At 59.3% G+C, this 16,957-nt stretch carries 15 protein-coding genes; 7 read left to right on the forward strand and 8 right to left on the reverse strand.

Annotated features, from left to right (window positions below):
- Window positions 1–9: 9 nt before the first annotated feature.
- Window positions 10–1,266: an L-rhamnose isomerase gene (locus AC6I7J_RS10275; protein WP_498005580.1), complete on the reverse strand. Its 1,257-nt coding sequence runs from the start codon at window positions 1,264–1,266 to the stop codon at window positions 10–12.
- Window positions 1,250–2,731: a rhamnulokinase gene (gene rhaB, locus AC6I7J_RS10280; protein ID WP_498005582.1), complete on the reverse strand. Its 1,482-nt coding sequence runs from the start codon at window positions 2,729–2,731 to the stop codon at window positions 1,250–1,252. Before rhaB ends, AC6I7J_RS10275 begins: the two co-directional genes overlap by 17 nt.
- A gap of 289 nt (window positions 2,732–3,020) precedes the next feature.
- Here rhaB and rhaS point away from each other — a divergent pair, with 289 nt between their 5' ends.
- Together rhaS and rhaR are read left to right on the forward strand one after the other, a co-directional pair.
- Entirely contained in the window at window positions 3,021–3,842 is an 822-nt protein-coding gene (rhaS, locus tag AC6I7J_RS10285; protein WP_058769862.1) for an HTH-type transcriptional activator RhaS, read from the forward strand.
- 13 nt (window positions 3,843–3,855) lie between these two features.
- Window positions 3,856–4,722 (forward strand): HTH-type transcriptional activator RhaR, encoded by an 867-nt coding sequence (gene rhaR, locus AC6I7J_RS10290; protein WP_498005584.1) that lies wholly within the window; start codon window positions 3,856–3,858, stop codon window positions 4,720–4,722.
- A gap of 41 nt (window positions 4,723–4,763) precedes the next feature.
- On the opposite strand, the gene rhaT is transcribed toward rhaR, so the two are convergent.
- Window positions 4,764–5,798: an L-rhamnose/proton symporter RhaT gene (gene rhaT, locus AC6I7J_RS10295; RefSeq protein ID WP_021506088.1), complete on the reverse strand. Its 1,035-nt coding sequence runs from the start codon at window positions 5,796–5,798 to the stop codon at window positions 4,764–4,766.
- Window positions 5,799–6,166: 368 nt separating this feature from the next.
- Between rhaT and AC6I7J_RS10300 the strand changes: the two genes are divergently transcribed.
- From AC6I7J_RS10300 to aldA, 3 genes are all read left to right on the forward strand, one after another.
- Window positions 6,167–6,490 carry a hypothetical protein gene (locus AC6I7J_RS10300; RefSeq protein WP_498005586.1) on the forward strand — a complete coding sequence of 108 codons (324 nt, stop codon included), beginning with the start codon at window positions 6,167–6,169 and terminating at the stop codon, window positions 6,488–6,490.
- Between the two features lie 14 nt (window positions 6,491–6,504).
- The gene (locus tag AC6I7J_RS10305; protein ID WP_021313714.1) at window positions 6,505–6,603 is read left to right on the forward strand and encodes a YoaK family small membrane protein; all 99 of its coding nucleotides are present in this window, start codon (window positions 6,505–6,507) and stop codon (window positions 6,601–6,603) included.
- Between the two features lie 159 nt (window positions 6,604–6,762).
- Window positions 6,763–8,199: an aldehyde dehydrogenase gene (gene aldA / locus AC6I7J_RS10310; protein WP_498005588.1), complete on the forward strand. Its 1,437-nt coding sequence runs from the start codon at window positions 6,763–6,765 to the stop codon at window positions 8,197–8,199.
- A 40-nt stretch (window positions 8,200–8,239) separates the two neighbouring features.
- On the opposite strand, the gene AC6I7J_RS10315 is transcribed toward aldA, so the two are convergent.
- On the reverse strand, window positions 8,240–9,514 hold the full coding sequence (locus AC6I7J_RS10315) for an MFS transporter (protein WP_498005590.1): 1,275 nt from the start codon (window positions 9,512–9,514) through the stop codon (window positions 8,240–8,242).
- Window positions 9,511–10,932 carry a M20 family metallopeptidase gene (locus tag AC6I7J_RS10320; protein WP_141495457.1) on the reverse strand — a complete coding sequence of 474 codons (1,422 nt, stop codon included), beginning with the start codon at window positions 10,930–10,932 and terminating at the stop codon, window positions 9,511–9,513. Before AC6I7J_RS10320 ends, AC6I7J_RS10315 begins: the two co-directional genes overlap by 4 nt.
- Before the next feature lie 147 nt (window positions 10,933–11,079).
- Here AC6I7J_RS10320 and AC6I7J_RS10325 point away from each other — a divergent pair, with 147 nt between their 5' ends.
- Window positions 11,080–11,991 carry a LysR family transcriptional regulator gene (locus AC6I7J_RS10325; RefSeq protein ID WP_058774705.1) on the forward strand — a complete coding sequence of 304 codons (912 nt, stop codon included), beginning with the start codon at window positions 11,080–11,082 and terminating at the stop codon, window positions 11,989–11,991.
- On the opposite strand, the gene AC6I7J_RS10330 is transcribed toward AC6I7J_RS10325, so the two are convergent.
- A complete protein-coding gene (locus AC6I7J_RS10330) occupies window positions 11,981–13,576 on the reverse strand; it encodes an ABC transporter substrate-binding protein (protein ID WP_498005592.1) in 1,596 nt (531 codons plus the stop codon). The two genes, AC6I7J_RS10325 and AC6I7J_RS10330, sit on opposite strands and share 11 nt — an antisense overlap.
- Window positions 13,577–13,690: 114 nt before the next feature.
- Here AC6I7J_RS10330 and pepT point away from each other — a divergent pair, with 114 nt between their 5' ends.
- The gene (gene pepT, locus AC6I7J_RS10335) at window positions 13,691–14,917 is read left to right on the forward strand and encodes a peptidase T (protein ID WP_058780594.1); all 1,227 of its coding nucleotides are present in this window, start codon (window positions 13,691–13,693) and stop codon (window positions 14,915–14,917) included.
- Between the two features lie 63 nt (window positions 14,918–14,980).
- Here pepT and AC6I7J_RS10340 read toward each other — a convergent pair whose 3' ends face one another.
- Window positions 14,981–15,760, reverse strand: coding sequence for a transporter substrate-binding domain-containing protein (locus AC6I7J_RS10340; RefSeq protein WP_021506096.1), 780 nt, complete (start codon window positions 15,758–15,760; stop codon window positions 14,981–14,983).
- Window positions 15,761–15,773: 13 nt separating this feature from the next.
- Window positions 15,774–16,940, reverse strand: coding sequence for a methionine aminotransferase (locus AC6I7J_RS10345; protein ID WP_498007223.1), 1,167 nt, complete (start codon window positions 16,938–16,940; stop codon window positions 15,774–15,776).
- Window positions 16,941–16,957: the final 17 nt, after the last annotated feature.

Genomic DNA, 16,957 nt, shown 5'->3' on the forward strand with positions numbered 1-16,957 from the left:
ATCGATTCCTTAACGTTGACGCAGCACGTGTTGTTCGTAGTGACGGACTTCGCTTAGCCAGCTGGCATCGGCTGGCACATCGTGGCGCAGGCACCACGCTTCCCATACCGCCTGCCACGGCAGCGACTTCTGCTCTTCAAGCAGCGCCAGACGGGCGGTGAAATCCCCATCACGCTCCCGCTGACGCAGCTGTTCGCCCGGCTCCAGCAGCGCCCGCAACAGGGCTTTTTGGGTATTGCGCGTGCCGATCACCCAGGCGGCAATGCGGTTGATCGAGGCATCGAAGAAGTCGAGACCGATGTGCACCCTGTCGAACAATTTTTGTCGGGCGATCTCACTGGCAATCGCCTGGGTTTCATCATCCAGCAGCACCACGTGATCGCTGTCCCAGCGGACCGGACGGCTGACGTGCAACAGCAGGCGCGGCACAAACAGCATGGCGCTGGAGATTTTGTCGGAGATCACTTCGGTAGGATGGAAGTGGCCGGCATCCAGCGTCAGCGCGGTCTGGCGGCTGGTGGCGTAACCGAGGCAGAACTCACTGGAACCCACGGTGTAACTCTCCGCGCCAATGCCAAACAGTTTGCTTTCTACCGCATCAATGTGGTGCTGCGGATTCAGCGGTTCGCGGATGATCTCATCCAGCGCGCTGGCGAGACGCTGGCGCGGCGCGAGGCGATCGACGGTGAGATCTTTCATGCCGTCCGGCACCCAGATATTCATGACTGACGGCGTGCCCAGCTGCTCGCCGAACCAGGCGGAAATACGGCGGCTGGCGGTGCAGTGGTCGATCCAGAACTGGCGAATGCCCGTATCGGCATGCGACAGCGTAAACCCGTCTGCACTGAGCGCATGAGAAAAACAGGTTGGGTTAAAATCCAGCCCCAGCTGCCTGCTTTTCGCCCACTCCAGCCAGTTGCTGAAGTGCTGCGGCTCAATCGCATCACGTTCTACCGGGCGGTCGCTCTCAAGGTAGATGGCATGCAGGTTGAGGCGTTTGGCACCGGGAATCAGCGACATCGCTTTGTCGAGATCGGCACGCAGTTCAACCGCGTTGCGCGCCCGCCCCGGATAGTTGCCGGTCGCCTGAATGCCGCCGGTGAGCGCCCCCTGCGGATTCTCAAACCCACGTACATCGTCGCCCTGCCAGCAGTGCATCGACACCGGAATGGTATCCAGTTGTGCCATCACCTGTTCCACATCCACCCCGATGGCGGCGTAGCGTTGTCTGGCCAGTTCAAAGGCCTGTTCAATCAGCTTTGTCATATGCAAGTTCCTTAGCAGGTAGGCTCAGCGCCGCAAAGCGAGCCTGATGGGCCGCAAAGACGCTGTGATTCAGCGGGATAAATTTTTCTAACGGGAAATTGTGGCGAATGCAGCGGCGTAAATCGGCCACGTCGCGCAACTCACCCAGCGCGATCAGCTGGCAGCCGATGTTGCCCAGCGTCGAGGCTTCCACCGGGCCGGCAAACACCGGCAGCTGGCAGGCATCGGCGCACAGCTGGTTAAGCAGCGGATTCTGGCAGCCACCACCGACGATATGTAACTGGCGCAGCGCAGTGCCACGCAGGTGGCTAAGCTCCTGCAGCGTCTGCGAATAGAGCAGCGCCAGGCTGTCAAAGATGGTGCGCGCCAGTGCCGCCGGGCTGTGCGGCACGGGCATCGCCTGTTCGGCGCAGGCGTTCTGGATCTCCTGCACCATACTGGCCGGATTAATGAAACGGTGATGATTAGGGTGAATCAGGGCGCGGCAGGCCAGTTCCCGCGCGGCGTCGGCAATCAGCGCAGTGAGATCGCTGATGTGCAGTTCGCTGCACACCCGCTGCAACAGCCACAGGCCCATGATGTTTTTCAGCACCCGATAGCCTTCCGCACCACCCTCATTGGTCAGATTAGCCTGCAGCGCCGCCTCGCTGACGCAGGGCTGCAGGCTTTCGATGCCGATCAGCGACCAGGTGCCGGAGCTGAGATAGGCAGCATCGTCCTGCTCCAGCGGCGTGGCCAGCACCGCGCTGGCGGTATCATGGGTGGCGACGGCGATCACCGGGATGCGCTGGCCGCTGGCATTGCGCCAGTAACCGACGGTATTGCCCGGCGCACGCGGCGTGCCGAACCAGCTGGCGTCTGCGCCCGCCCAGGCCAGCAGCTCGCGATCCCATTCGCCGCTGTGGATGTTGAGCAGCTGGGTGGTGGTGGCGTTGGTGTATTCCCAGTTGAGTTCACCGGTCAGGCGATAGTGCAGATAATCCGGAATCATCAGCGCGTGCTTCACCTGCGCCTGCCAGTCCGGTTGCTGCAGATGCAGCGCGCGCAGCTGATACAGCGTGTTGAACGGCAGAAACTGAATGCCGGTGCGCTGATAGAGCGCCGGTTTCCCGAGTTCACGCATCGCCCGGGCCATCAGGCCGTCGGTGCGTTTATCACGGTAGCTGACCGCTTCGCCTACCCGCTCGCCGTGCGCGTCCAGCAACACCAGATCCACGCCCCAGGTATCAATACCAAGGCTGTCCGGCACAATGCCCTCCTCATCCAGCTGCTGCAGTCCGGCGCGGATCTCCTGCTCCAGCCGGTCCAAATCCCAGCAGTCATAATCGCCGCGCTGCACGCGCGGGTTGGCGAAACGCCGCACTTCGCGCAGGCTGAGCTGCTGACGGTCAGCCTGCCAGCTGGCCAGCATGATGCGGCCACTGGATGCGCCTAAATCGATGGCAACAATATTACGCAGACTCATGGCGAGTACTCCCTGTGAAGACATGGCGACAGAGTAGAAATCCTGCGCCGCAGACACCTTCCCGCGAGTGCCAGCGGGTCATCACCGCTGGCAGGTTTGCAAAGGTGTTCGTGAGAGAGCTCACAGAACCGCATAACGGCAGAGTTGTGAGCCTTGCCGCAATTCCATCAATCACTTAGGCGATCTTGAATAATTGGCGATTTTCCTGCGCTGCCCGGTGCAAAATTCAAGGTAAGGTGGCAGGCGGCTGCGTAGACTCGGTTACGGTTTTGTTAACTGAGGGCGCATGATGACGGTATTACACAGTGCTGATTTCTTTCCGGCCGGAGATTACACGATAGCCATTGAGCCACGTGTGCCGCAGTCGGCGTTTCCGGAGCATCACCATGATTTTCATGAAATTGTGCTGGTGGAACAGGGCTCGGGCATCCACGTATTTAATGGTCAGCCGCAGGCACTCAGCGCCGGCTGCGTCTGTTTTGTACGCGATCACGATCGCCATCTGTACGAGCAAACCGACAATCTGTGCCTGACGAATGTGCTGTATCGCAGTCCGGCGGCGTTCCGCTTCCTGTCCGGCCTGCAGGCGCTGCTGCCGCGCGAACAGGACGGCCAGTATGTTTCACACTGGCGAATTAACCATAAAGTGATGGCGCAGGCGCTGCAGCTGGTGACGCAGATGAAGCAGCCGGCCAGCTGGTCGCTGGAACGTCAGGCGCAGCAGGAACAGCACTTTTTGCAGCTGCTGGTGCTGCTGCGCGAGGCGGCGCACAACGATCAGGCGCAGGACCAGGATGCCCGCCTGCACCGCTTGCTGGACTGGCTGAATGCGCACTACAGTGAGGAGATTGCGTGGGAAGCGCTGGCCGATCGCTTCTGTTTGTCGCTGCGTACCCTGCATCGCCAGATGAAGCAGCAGACCGGCAGCACGCCGCAGCGCTATCTCAATCGGCTGCGTTTATTGCAGGCGCGGCACCTGTTGCGCCACAGCGAGATGCGCATCACGGACATCGCCTATCAGTGTGGGTTTGGTGACAGTAATCACTTCTCCACCCTGTTCCGGCGGGAATTTGGCTGCGCGCCGCGCATGGCGCGCCAGCAGATGGGGTAACCGGAGGGCTGACATGCCGCTGTTACTGACGCGCGAGGATTACTTCCCGGCCAGCAATTTGCCTATAGCCGTGGCAGAACGCATGCCGCAGCCCTCTTTCCCACCGCACCGGCATGAATTCAGCGAGATTGTGATTGTCTGGCGCGGTAATGGCCTGCATATCCTCAACGATCGGCCGTGGCTGATCACCTGCGGCGATGTGTTTTACATCCGCGACAGTGATTGCCACAGCTTTGATAGCGTCAACGACCTGGCGCTAGACAATATTCTCTACTGCCGCGATCGCTTCAGCCTGGCGCTCGACTGGCAGCAGCTGCTGCCGCCACAGGATGAAGAGACACCCGCCAGCTGGCGTCTGACCACGCGCGGCATGGCGCTGGCGCGCGGCGTCATCAGCCAGCTGGAGCGCGAAAGTCGCAAAAGCGATTCGCTATCGATTCAGCTGTCGGAAGCACTGTTTTTGCAGCTGGCACTGATATTGCGCCGTCACGGCTACGCCGCCGATCGCCCGTGGGTGCTGCCAGAGGGCGAACAGCTCGATCTGCTGATGTCGGCGCTGCTCGGCGATATCAGCCGCCCCTTCGATCTGTCCCATTTCTGCCAGCAAAATCAGCTCAGCGAACGGTCGCTGAAACAGCTGTTCCGTCAGCAAACCGGCATGACCATCGGCCACTACCTGCGTCAGCTGCAGCTGTGTCAGGCAAAATATCTGTTGCGCACGCAGGCATGTCTGATTAGCGAAGTGGCGGCACGCTGCGGGTTTGATGACAGCAACTACTTTTCCGTGGTGTTTACGCGCGAAACCGGATTAACGCCCAGCGCATGGCGTCAGCGTTTTTTGTCGCCGCGCGAACCGATGGCAGACAAAGAAAAAGCCTGACGCGCGCAGAGACGCGTCAGGCGGTGCGGTGTTAAGCGTTATCAGGCGGCCATACCGAGACCGACAATGTTTGCCGCGATAATGATCACCACGCAGCCAATCGATAACACGCTCACCGGTCGACGCCCCACCGATTTCCACTCCTTCAGCACCAGTCCCACCAGGCCGCCGCACAGCACGTACAGGCTCATGTGCAGCATCCAGCTAACGAAGTCGTACTGCGGAGGAATTTTTGCGTGGCCCCAGGCATAGAAGAAGAACTGCAGATACCACATGGTTCCCCCCAGCACGGCGAAAGCAATGTTGGCGATCAGCAGCGGTTTTGCTACGGAAAAGTCACGGCGCAGCGAAAGCTCCGGCTTCACCGCCAGGCGGATAAAGCAGTACGCGAGGTTGATCAGCGCGCCACCGCCCATGATCACCACGTAACTCGGCAATGCCACATACAGCGGATTGATGCCCAGACTGGCAGCGGCTTCATGCATCGGCTTCGCCGCATCCATGGCAAACGACATGCCAGCCGAGAAGATGCCGCACAGCACCGCCAGCACCAGGCCTTTCTTCAGGTTGAAATCTTCGGCGTTAATCCCCAGCGCCCGCTCCTTTAGCAGCCCGGCGCGCGACACAATCGCCACACCCAGCAGCGCAACCAGTACGCCCAGCAGCGTCATCCGGCCGCCGGCGGAGCTGAACAGTTCAACGAATCGGCCCTGCAACAGCGGCGTCATCAGCGTCCCCACCACCAGCGTAATGCCAATGGCGATGCCAATCCCCATCGACATCCCCAGATAGCGCATGGTGAGGCCATAGTTGATGTTGCCGATACCCCACATGGCACCGAACAGAAACACCGGCAGCAGCTGCGATAAACTGAAACTGCTGTAGTACGCCCAGAAGTTCGGTAAAAGCGCGGCACTGACTGCCCAGGGCAGAATCAGCCACGACATCACGCCGCCGACCGACCACATGGTTTCCCATGACCACTTTTTAACCTGTTTAAACGGAGCATAAAAACAGGCGGCGCTGGCGGCACCCACCAGATGCCAGAAGATACCTGCAAGAATGGCACTGTTCATTGTTATTCCTTCGTAAGGTTGAGGCCAGACGGAAACACCTGCGGTTTCCGATTAGTGGCAGTCTATGGCGCACTACGTGGACTCAGCCTTTGGATGGTTGCCGTAAAGCCAGGCTGACTGGCAAAATCGGGGGGGTATGCAACATAAGGATCACAAATTCGCATTTGCCGTTGTTATGCCGGATAAGTTCTTTAAATTGCTTATTATTCAGCATATTTTTGACTTATGTTGTGTTGATCGGCACAGATTTTTAATCTGTTGCCAGCACGGCGCTTAACATGGCACTCACACAAAGCTGCGCGAATCACTTCCCCCGACGGGGTTAAATCCGTATAACGTGGGAAAAATCATCGGAACCAGGGATTGAGATGAAGAGCAAACGGTTAACGCTGGTGCTGTCGCAGGCGGTGAGCCGCGTGATGCTGGATGACATCCGCGCCATCGTGCCGCCCGAGGCGCTGAATGTGTTCATTAATGGCTTAGATAGCTGCCACTACGCCACGCTGGACTGCGTGCAGAGTGAAGAGAACTGCGCGCTGCTGGCGTCAGCCATTGTGGTGTGGCGTCAGCTCGGCCATGTGCATCAGATTCATTATCAGAAAGGCGAACATCTGCGTCAGGTCGATGACGCGACACAATTTCAGCTATTCAGTATGATGAAAACCCACCGCGCGCTAATCCAGCTCGCTTAACGCTCAGGATGCATATGAAAATCGGTCTGCTGTTCCCCATCGCCATTATCGTTGCCGGTGTCAGTTTTCTGGTCTGGTTTATTGCCAGCGGCGCCATGATGCCCGGTTCCTGAAAAGGTCCACTGACGCAGAATGCTGCGTCGGTCGCGTGATTCTTGCCGCTATTGCCAGCGCCCTGCCGGTGCTGGCAGTGATAAAAAGGTCGCCAGCGTTCATCTGCTTCACTCTTCCTTCACATCAGTTTAACAAAACCGAGCGTGGAGCCCCTGCACATGACCCTTCATCATCAACACTACATTAATGGCGCGTTTGTCGAGGCGCATAACGATAGCTGGATTGAAGTGATTAACCCGGCGACGGAGACCCTGCTGTCACGCGTGCCCCAGGGCAGCAAACAGCAGGCGGCGGCAGCCATTGCCGCCGCAGAAGCCGCTCAGCCCGGCTGGCAAGCGTTACCGGCGGTGACGCGCGGCGACTGGCTGCACCGCATCGCCACGGCAATTCGCCAGCGCGAGCCTGAGCTGAGCACCACCCTCGTCGCGGAGGGCGGCAAAACCCAGACGCTGGCGCAAACCGAAGTGCTGTTTACCGCTGACTACTTCGACTACATGGCGGAATGGGCGCGACGCTACGAAGGGGAAATCGTCAACAGCGATCGCCCAAACGAAAACATCTTTGTGTTTAAGAAAGCGATTGGCGTGACCACCGGCATTCTGCCGTGGAATTTTCCCTTCTTCCTGATTGCGCGTAAAGCGGCACCGGCGCTGATCACCGGCAACACTATCGTGCTGAAGCCGAGTGAGATCACTCCTAATAACGCCGCCCTGTTCGCCGCCATTATCGACGACATCGGCCTGCCGCCCGGGGTAATTAACATCGTTTACGGCTATGGCCCGGAGGTGGGACAGGAACTGGCCGCCAACCCGAAAGTCGGGTTAGTGAGCCTGACCGGCAGCGTCAACGCCGGCATCGCCACTATGGCCGCGGCGGCGCCGAATGTGACAAAAGTATCGCTGGAGTTGGGCGGTAAAGCACCGGCAATTGTCATGAACGACGCCGACCTCGATCTGGCCGTCAGGGCTATCGTCAGTTCGCGCATTATTAACAGCGGTCAGGTATGTAACTGCGCCGAGCGCGTGTATGTGCAAGACGGCATTTACGATCGCTTTATCAGCGCCCTGACCGGGGCGATGCAGCAGGTGAAATTTGGCGATCCGGCGCAGCAGGCCGATGTGGATATGGGGCCGCTGATTAGCGCAGCCGCGTGCGACCGCGTCGGGCAAAAGGTCGCCAGCGCCGTTGCGCAGGGCGGCAAGGTGGTGCTGGGTGGCAAACGTGCCGGTGAACGCGGCTTTTATTTTGAACCAACCATCATCACCGGGGTACGTCAGGAGATGGCGATCATGCGTGAGGAGATTTTTGGCCCGGTGCTGCCGGTGATGCGCTTTAACACGCTGGATGAAGCCATCGCGCTGGCTAACGACTGCGACTATGGCCTGACCTCATCGCTGTATACCCGCGATCTGAACACCGCGATGATCGCGCTGCGCCGGCTGAAATTCGGTGAAACCTACATTAACCGTGAAAATTTTGAAGCGATGCAGGGGTTTCATGCCGGCTGGCGCAAATCCGGCATCGGCGGTGCCGATGGCCGCCACGGGCTGGAGGAGTATCTGCAAACGCACGTCGCCTATCTGCAGTTTGCCTGATGCGTAAACACCGGTGCGCAGTGCGCGCACCGGTTGCCACTTAGCGTATCCGTTTCTGACTGCGCAGCAGCGCTACCCCGCTTAAGAGCGACATCGCCATCAGGTAGTAGCCCGGCGCCAGACTGGTGCCGGTGGCACTGATCAGCAGCGTGCAAATCAGCGGCGCAAAACCGCCAAACACCGTAACCGCAATGTTATAGCTGATGGCCATGCCGCTGGCGCGCGTACCAATCGGGAACAGATCCGCCATCACCGAGGGTACGGTAGAAAAATAGATCGATTTCAGCAGCGCCATCCAGCACACCAGCACAATCAGCGTGGTCGGCGTAGTGTGATTGACCACCAGCCGAAAGGCCGGATAGATAGTGACCATCAGCAGTATGAGCGATCCCCACATCAGCGGCAGGCGGCCAATGCGCTCTGCCCACCATCCCATCAGCGGCGTCACCACCGTCAGAATCACCCCAGCCAGCAGCGTGGCGGTAAAGGCCACCGAGCCCGGCAGATGCAGGTTTTTGGTTGCGTAGGTCGGCACGTAGTTGAGCATGTAGTTGACCGCCGTGGAGATCACCATCAGGCCAATCGCCAGCAGCATCAGCGCTTTTTGCCGGCCAAACAGGCGTTTAAGCGGGGCCGCTTCCGGCGTCTGTGCGGCAAAGCTGGCGGGCTCGTGCACGTGACGACGAATATACAGCCCGAGCGGGCCAATCAGCAGGCCGAAGGCAAACGGAATACGCCAGCCCCACGCCTGAATCTGACCTTCGCTCAGGATCTGCGTCAGACCGAGACCAAACGCCGAGGCCATCAGCGTGCTGGCGCCCTGGGTGGCGAACTGCCAGCTGGCGATAAAGGCTTTGCGCTCGGGAAAATGCTCGACCAGAAACGCCGTAGAGCTGCCAAATTCGCCACCGGCAGAGAAGCCCTGCACCAGGCGCGCCAGCAGGATCAGCAGCGGTGCGAGCAGGCCGATGCTGTCGTAGCCCGGCATAAACGTGATGATGGCTCCGCCAAGCATCATCAGGTTGATGGAGAGCAGCAGCGCTTTTTTACGCCCATGGCGATCGGCATAGTTGCCCAGCACCACCGCACCCAGCGGGCGAATCAGAAAGGAGACGCCGAAACTGCCAAAGGTCAGCAGCAGCGAGACCGACGCATCGCTGGTGGGGAAAAAAGCGTGGGCGATATAGCTGGCGAAGAAACCATATACCGCAATGTCGAACCACTCCAGCGCATTGCCGATGCAGGTCGCAAACAGCGTTTTGTGCAGGTTTGGCTTCACACCGCTCAGCGGCGCGCTATGGCTGAGGCTGCTCATGCGCCACCTCCGGCATAGGACCGATGTTGCGCCAGCCATTCCGTGCCCTGCTCGCCCAGCTCCCACAGCAGCTGCGTCATGATCTGCAGCCCTTCGCGGGCAATCGATTTCAGCATGTGCTCATTCACGCCATGCTGACCGCAGGCGGGATACGAATGTGGCACCCACAGCGTTGGCAGGCCGAGAATCTCCGCGAACACCTCATTCGGCAGCGATCCCCCAAGGTTAGGCAGCAGCGCCGGTTTTTTGCCGCTGGTTGCCGCCATGCTGTTCAGCACCCAGTGCACCAGCGGATCGTCAGGATCGAGACGCGTGGCGGGTGAACCGCGCAAAAATTCAACCTCAACATCATGGAAGCCATGCTGCGCCAGATGCGCGCTGACGTGCTGCGCCAGCCGCTGCCAGTCGGTACCGACCACAAAACGCAGCTGGCACACCGCCGTCGCGCTGCCGGGAATGGCATTCATAGGACGCGCCGGGTTACCGGTGAGAAACGACAGCACTTCCAGCGTATTCCAGCCGTACAGGCGTTCGGCAGGCGTCAGGCCTGGCTCGCCCCAGTTGGTGTCAATCGCGGGATCGCCTGGCATGCCACCCACCTCGATATCGCTGAGAATGGCGCGCACCTGCGGCGTTAACGAATCAGGCCGCAGCGCCTCCACCTGCAGCACGCCCTGCGCGTCCACCAGCGTGGCGATGGCGCTGGCCAGCCGGGTGCCGGGATTGCTCAGCAGTCCGCCCCAGTTGCCGGAGTGATAAGCATTGTCACGCGCGTTGATGGTCAGGCGGAAATTTACCGCACCGCGCGAACCGAGGAACAGCGTCGGCCGCACGGCGTTGAGCCGCGGACCGTCAGAGGCAATGAACAGATCAGCCTGCAACAGTTCCGCCTGCTGCTGACACAGCTGCGCCAGCCCCGGCGAGCTGATCTCTTCGCCCATCTCAAACAGCCATTTGCAGTTAAAGCCGAGACGGCCGCCGCGCGCCTGGTACACCTGCTCCAGCGCCGCAAGATTGACGCAGTGCTGACCTTTGTTGTCGGCGCTGCCGCGCCCGTACCAGCGATCGCCCTCTTCGGTCAGCTGCCACGGCGACAGCCCGCTGCGCCAGTTCTCGTCATCGCCGAATACCACATCACCGTGCCCGTAGCTCAGCAAGGTCGGTAAGGCAGGATCTTCCATGCGCACCGCCACGAGGAATGGCCGGCCGGCGGCGTGCGGGTTATCGATGAGCTGTAGCGTGAAGCCCAGCGCCTGCAGTTGCGGCGCAATCTCCTGCTGCAAATAGTCCTTTAGCGCCGCATCGCGATCGTCGCGCTGGCTCTCGGTGCGCCACGCCACGCGGCGCGCCAGGATACGTTGAAATTCCCCGCTGTCGAAATATGCGGTGGCCTGCTGAACCGCCTGTTGTGCTGTCATGTTTGCCCTGCCTGTTATAGGTCTGCTGTTTTTTCATCTTTGCGGAAAGGCAGCTTTGCCACAATTATCAATTTATCGAGTAAGATTTGCCTTTAAAGCAAAGCTGCGTTGCCCGATTTCGAGGCAGGCACAGACGGAGGCCATGGCATGTTAAGCACGGAAATGCGTTATTTTCTCGCGGTAGCCGATTGCGGTTCGCTCAGCGCGGCCAGCGCCCAGCTGTTTGTGGCGGTCTCTGCCATCAGCCGCCAGATTCAGCGGCTGGAGCAGCAGCTGGGCGTGACGCTGTTTGCCCGTCATGCGCGCGGCATGGTGCTGACCGAGGCCGGCGAGATTTTTGCCCATCACGTGCGCAAAAATCTGCTGGATATGGAGTATGCGCTGGCGGAGATCAAAGGCCTGAAGGCGGTGCGGCGCACGCTGATTCGTGTCGCCTGCACCGACGGGCTGGCGTTTACCCTGCTGCCCCGGCTGATTGCCGCCTTTCGCCGCGATCATCCCGGCGTGCTGTTTGACGTCCGGGTGGCGAGCGCACAGGGCGTGGCTGAACTGTTGCGCAGCGGCGAGTGCGATGTGGCATTGCAATTCAGCCTGCACGCGGAACGTGCGGTTGAGGTGGTGGGCTCATGGCCGGCGCCGGTGCTGCTGGTGATGCATGACAGCCATCCGCTGGCGGGCGTGCCGCAGGTGGCGCTGGCCGATCTCAGCCACTATCCGCTGGCACTACCGCAGCAAAACACCACGGTACGCCAGCTGTTTGAGCTGGCCAGCCACATGAGTGGCCACCTGATTGAACCGGTGCTGACCTGCGACAATTTCTCCACCCTGTTCCATTTTTTACTGCGCACGCCGCTGGCGGTGACCATTTGCAGCAGTTTTACCCTGGAGGAAGCGCAGCAGCAGGGTCTGGTGATGCGCGCGGTCAATATCGATCAGCTAAGCCAGCGTACGCTGCAGCTGCAGACGCAGTCAGGGCGACCCCGCAGCGCCGCCCTGACTCTGTTTCTGACCTTTCTGCAACAGCAGCTCAGCGCGCTGTCCGCTGCGATTAAGGCGTGATATCCACCGGATAGAAGATGTGCTTGCCGAACGGATCCACCTGGTAGCCGCTGACCGATTTACGCACCGGCTCGAAAATCGTTGAGTGCGCAATCATTACCGCCGGCATCTGGTCATGCATCATCTGCTGCGCCTCGCGGTACAGCGCCACGCGCTTGTTGTGATTTTGCTCGGCGCGCGCCTCGGTAATGATTTTCTCAAACGGCGCATAGCACCATTTGGACGAGTTGGAGCCGCCGTTCGCCGAGGTGCAGCTGAACAATGGCCCGAAGAAGTTATCCGGATCGCCGGTGGCGGTGGTCCAGCCCATCAGCGCTGCCTGATGCTCGCCGCCCTTGACGCGCTTCAGGTATTCACCCCACTCATAGCTGACGATGTTGGCTTTGATGCCCACTTTTGCCCAGTCGGCCTGAATCATCTCAGCCATGCGGCGGGCGTTGGGGTTATACGGCCGCTGGACCGGCATCGCCCACAGCGAAATTTCGGTGCCCGGCTGAATGCCGGCCTGCTGCAGCAGCGCTTTGGCCTGTTGCGGATCGTAGGCGTAATCCTGCAGATCTTTATCTGCACTCCACACATCCGGCGGCAGAATATTTTTCGCCACCGTGCCGGTACCTTTGAAGATGGCATCAATGATCGCCTGCTTATTGATGGCCATCGCCAGCGCCTGGCGCACTTTCACGTTATCCAGCGGAGCTTTGGTGGTGTTGAACGACAGGAAACCGGTGTTGAGGCCAGATTTCTGTTCCAGCGTGATGTTCGGGTTGTGGCGCATGTTGTCGAGATCGGCCGGATTAGGGAACGGCATCACCTGGCACTCGTTTTTCTCCAGTTTGGCATAGCGCACCGAGGCGTCCGGGGTGATGGAAAACACCAGCCGATCGATTTTGGCTTTGCCCTGCCAGTACTGCGGGAAGGCTTTGTAGAGAATGCGGGAATCTTTTTGATACTGCACCAGCTCAAACGGTCCGGTGCCAATCGGCTGCATGTCGACCTTTTCCGGCGTACCGGCTTTCAGCATCTGGTCGGCATATTCCGCCGAGTGAATCGAGGCGAAATACCACGCCAGATCGGCGAGAAACGGCGCTTCGGCATGGGCCAGCGTAATCCGCACCGTCAGATCATCCACCTTATCGATACGGGTGATCAGTTTTGCCAGCTCGAGGCTTTCAAAGTTGGCATAGTTACCGCCCGAAACGGTGTGATACGGGTTTTTCGTATCGAGCTGGCGCATAAACGAGAAGATCACGTCATCGGCGTTGAGATCGCGCGAAGGCGTAAACAGTTTATTGCTCTGGAACTTAACCCCTTTGCGCAGATGGAAGGTATACACCTTGCCGTCCGGGCTGATCTCCCAGCGCTCCGCCAGGCTGGGCACCAGCTCGGTGGTGCCCGGTTTGAAATCCACCAGGCGGTTAAAAATCGGCACGGCGCTGGCGTCCACGCTGGTACCGGAGGTATAGAGCTGCGGATTGAAGTTTTCCGGCGAGCCTTCAGAACAGTAAACCAGCGTCTTCGCCGAGACGCCGCCTGCAACCGCTAACCCCAGTGCGCTAAGCGCCAGTTTTCCTATCATCTTTTTCATCGTCTTCTCGCTTTTTATTGACTTCCATGAGCCAGCATCGGTATTTATTTCATAAATAACATGATTTAGCCGTCTGGCGTATCTCCAGTGACGCAAAGCTAATAAGGAATTGTGATGACAGACCAACTTGCCCGTCAGCTGACCCAGCGTTTTTACCGTTATCTGGCGGTCTCCAGCCAGAGCGATGCCAAATCCAGCACGCTGCCCAGTACGCCGTCGCAACACGCTATGGCGGAACTGCTGGCGCAGGAGTTGCGCGATCTCGGTCTGCAGGATGTGGTGATTGATCAGCATGCCACGGTGACCGCCGTGAAACCGGGCAACCGGCCTGGCGCGCCGCGCGTAGGCTTTATCACCCATATTGATACCGTGGATGTCGGGCTATCCCCGGATATCCATCCGCAAACCCTGCGCTTTGAGGGCGCGGATCTGTGTCTGAATGCGCAGCAGGACATCTGGCTGCGGGTGGCGGAGCATCCGGAAATCCTGCCGTATGTCGGTCAGGAGATTGTGTTCAGCGACGGCACCAGCGTGCTGGGGGCCGACAACAAAGCGGCAGTCAGCGTGGTGATGACGCTGGTGGAGAACCTGCGTGGCGAGCACGGTGATGTGGTGGTGGCGTTTGTGCCGGATGAAGAGATCGGCCTGCGCGGCGCCAAGGCGCTGGACCTGGAGACGCGCTTTAACGTCGATTTCGCCTGGACCATCGACTGCTGCGAGCTGGGCGAAGTGGTGTATGAATGCTTCAACGGCGCCTCCGCTGAAATTACCTTCACCGGCGTGCCGGCGCATCCCATGTCGGGCAAAGGCGTGCTGGTGAATCCGCTGCTGATGGCGCACGACTTCATCGCCCGCTTCGACCGGCTTGCCACGCCCGAACATACCGCCGGGCGCGAAGGCTATATCTGGTTCAATGATATGCAGGCCAATGCCAGCCAGGCGGTATTGAAAGCGTCGATTCGCGATTTCGATTTAAAGGGTTTTGATGCGAAGAAGCAGCAGCTGGTGGAAGTCGCCGATCAGATCGCCGCGCACTATCCGACTGGTCACGTCGCGCTGAAGATCAATGATATCTATAGCAACATCAGTAACGCGATAGGTGAGGACCGGCGGGCAATTGATCTGATTTTTGCTGCGCTGCAGCAGGTGGGCGTGGAACCTAAAGTGATTCCGATGCGCGGCGGCACCGATGGGTCTGCGCTGTCGGCCAAAGGGTTACTGACGCCGAATTTCTTCACCGGCGCGCACAATTTCCATTCGCGCTTTGAATTCCTGCCGATCCCGTCATTTGTGAAGTCGTATCAGGTGGCGGAAGCGCTGTGTTATCTGGCGGCCCGATAAGCGCGGTTGCAGAGAAACGTTGAGACTGCCTGACCGGCAACTGCCGGTCAGGCTGACACCCGCTTATTTGCTGACGCTGACGTCAATGCCCGGGAAGAATTTCGCCGCCAGTTTAGTCACGGTGCCGTCGGCCTGGACTTTGGCGATGGCCGCATCCAGTTCACCTTTCAGCTTGCTATCGCCTTTGCGCAGACCGAAACCAATGCCGGAACCGAGAATGGTGTCGTCTTCCACCGGCTTACCGGCGAAGGCGAAACCTTTGCCCTGCGGCTTATCGAGGAAACCAGACTGACCGGCGGCGGACATCACCAGCGTACCGTCAAGACGGCCAGCGACCATGTCGTTGTAAACCTGGTTCTGATCCTGATACGACGTCACCGTCACGCCCTGGGATTCCCAGTGCTTTTTAGCGTAGGTTTCCTGAATCGAGCCCTGCAGCACGCCAATATTTTTTCCTTTCAGCGACGCCGCCGTCGGCTCGAGTTTCTCGCCCTGCTTCACAATCAGCATGGTAGGAATGCGGTAGATCGGGTTGGTGAAGTCGATACTTTTCGCCCGCGCCTCGGTGATGTTCATCGCCGAGTTAATCGCATCGAATTTTTTCGCCTGCAGCGCCGGGATCAGCGCATCAAAGCTGCTCTCAACCCATTTGCAGTCAAAATGGCCGACCTGGCAGATAGCTTTGCCCAGTTCGATGTCAAAACCCTCCAGCTCGCCCTGCGCGTTGCGGCTTTCAAACGGCGGATATTGCGACTCCAGACCGTAGCGCAGGCTCTCCTGCGCCAGCGCCTGCACGGAGGTGATCATGCCCAGAGCGATAAACAGTGCGTTCAGTTTTTTCATTATTTTCCCCTAATTACCCTTTAACCCGGCACAGCGCCTGCGCGCCGGCTTCGAGCGTTGCGTCGTCTTTAGCAAAAGAAAGGCGGATTAATTTATTGTCAGTGCCATCCATATAAAACGCCGACAGCGGAATGGTAGCCACACCGTGATCGACGATGAGACGTTTTACCATTTCACTGTCGCTTTCGTCACTGAAATGTCCGTAGCTGGCCAACATAAAGAACGAACCGGCGCTCGGTAACAGCCTGAACGGTGAATCCTGCAGCAGCGTCTGCAGCCGGTCGCGCTTCGCCTGATAAAACGACGACAGCTGCAGATAGTTTTGCGGGTTCTGCAGATACTGCGCGAAGCCAACCTGCATTGGCGTATCGGCGGCGTACATCATGAACTGATGCACCTTGACGATCTCCGCCATCAGCGCAGCAGGCGCCAGCGCATAGCCGACGCGCCAGCCGGTGACGTGGAAGGTTTTACCGAAGGAGGACACCACCACGCTGCGCTGTGCCAGTTCCGCGTGCGTAGCCATGCCGCAGTGCGTCTGGCCGTCAAACACGATGTGTTCGTAGACTTCATCAGACAACACCACGATGTCGGTGTTACGCGTCAGGGCCGCCAGCTGTTCGAGATCGGCGGCATTCAGTACCTGTCCGCTCGGGTTATGTGGCGTATTGATGATAATCATGCGCGTACGCGGCGTGATCGCGGCACGCAGTTCGTCCCAGTCAATCGCAAAATCCGGCACCTGCAGCTTGAGGCCGATCGGCGTCGCGCCCTGTAACCGCACCACCGGCGCGTAGCTGTCAAAGGCTGGCTCAAAGAAGATCACTTCATCACCCGGATGCACCAGCGCCGAAATCGCCATGTAGATGCCCTGACTGGCACTGCCGGTGATCAGGACTTCACTGGCGGCATCGTACGGCTGGCCATACAGGCGGTGCACCTTCTCCGCCAGCGCTTCACGCAGCGCCGGTAAACCGGTCATGGCGGCGTACTGATTATGGCCGTCGCGCATCGCCTGGCTGACCAGCTCAACCAGCTGCGGGTCACACGGGAAATTGGGCGCGCCCTGGGACAGATTAACGGCCTGGTGCTGTGCGGACAGCTGGCCGATCACGCTAAAAATGGTGGTGCCGACGTCCGGCTGTTTGGAGGAGAGCTTCACGCTGCTGTTCAGGGTCATCATTGCTCCACAGGTTG

This window comes from Type-C symbiont of Plautia stali, from assembly GCF_059730935.1.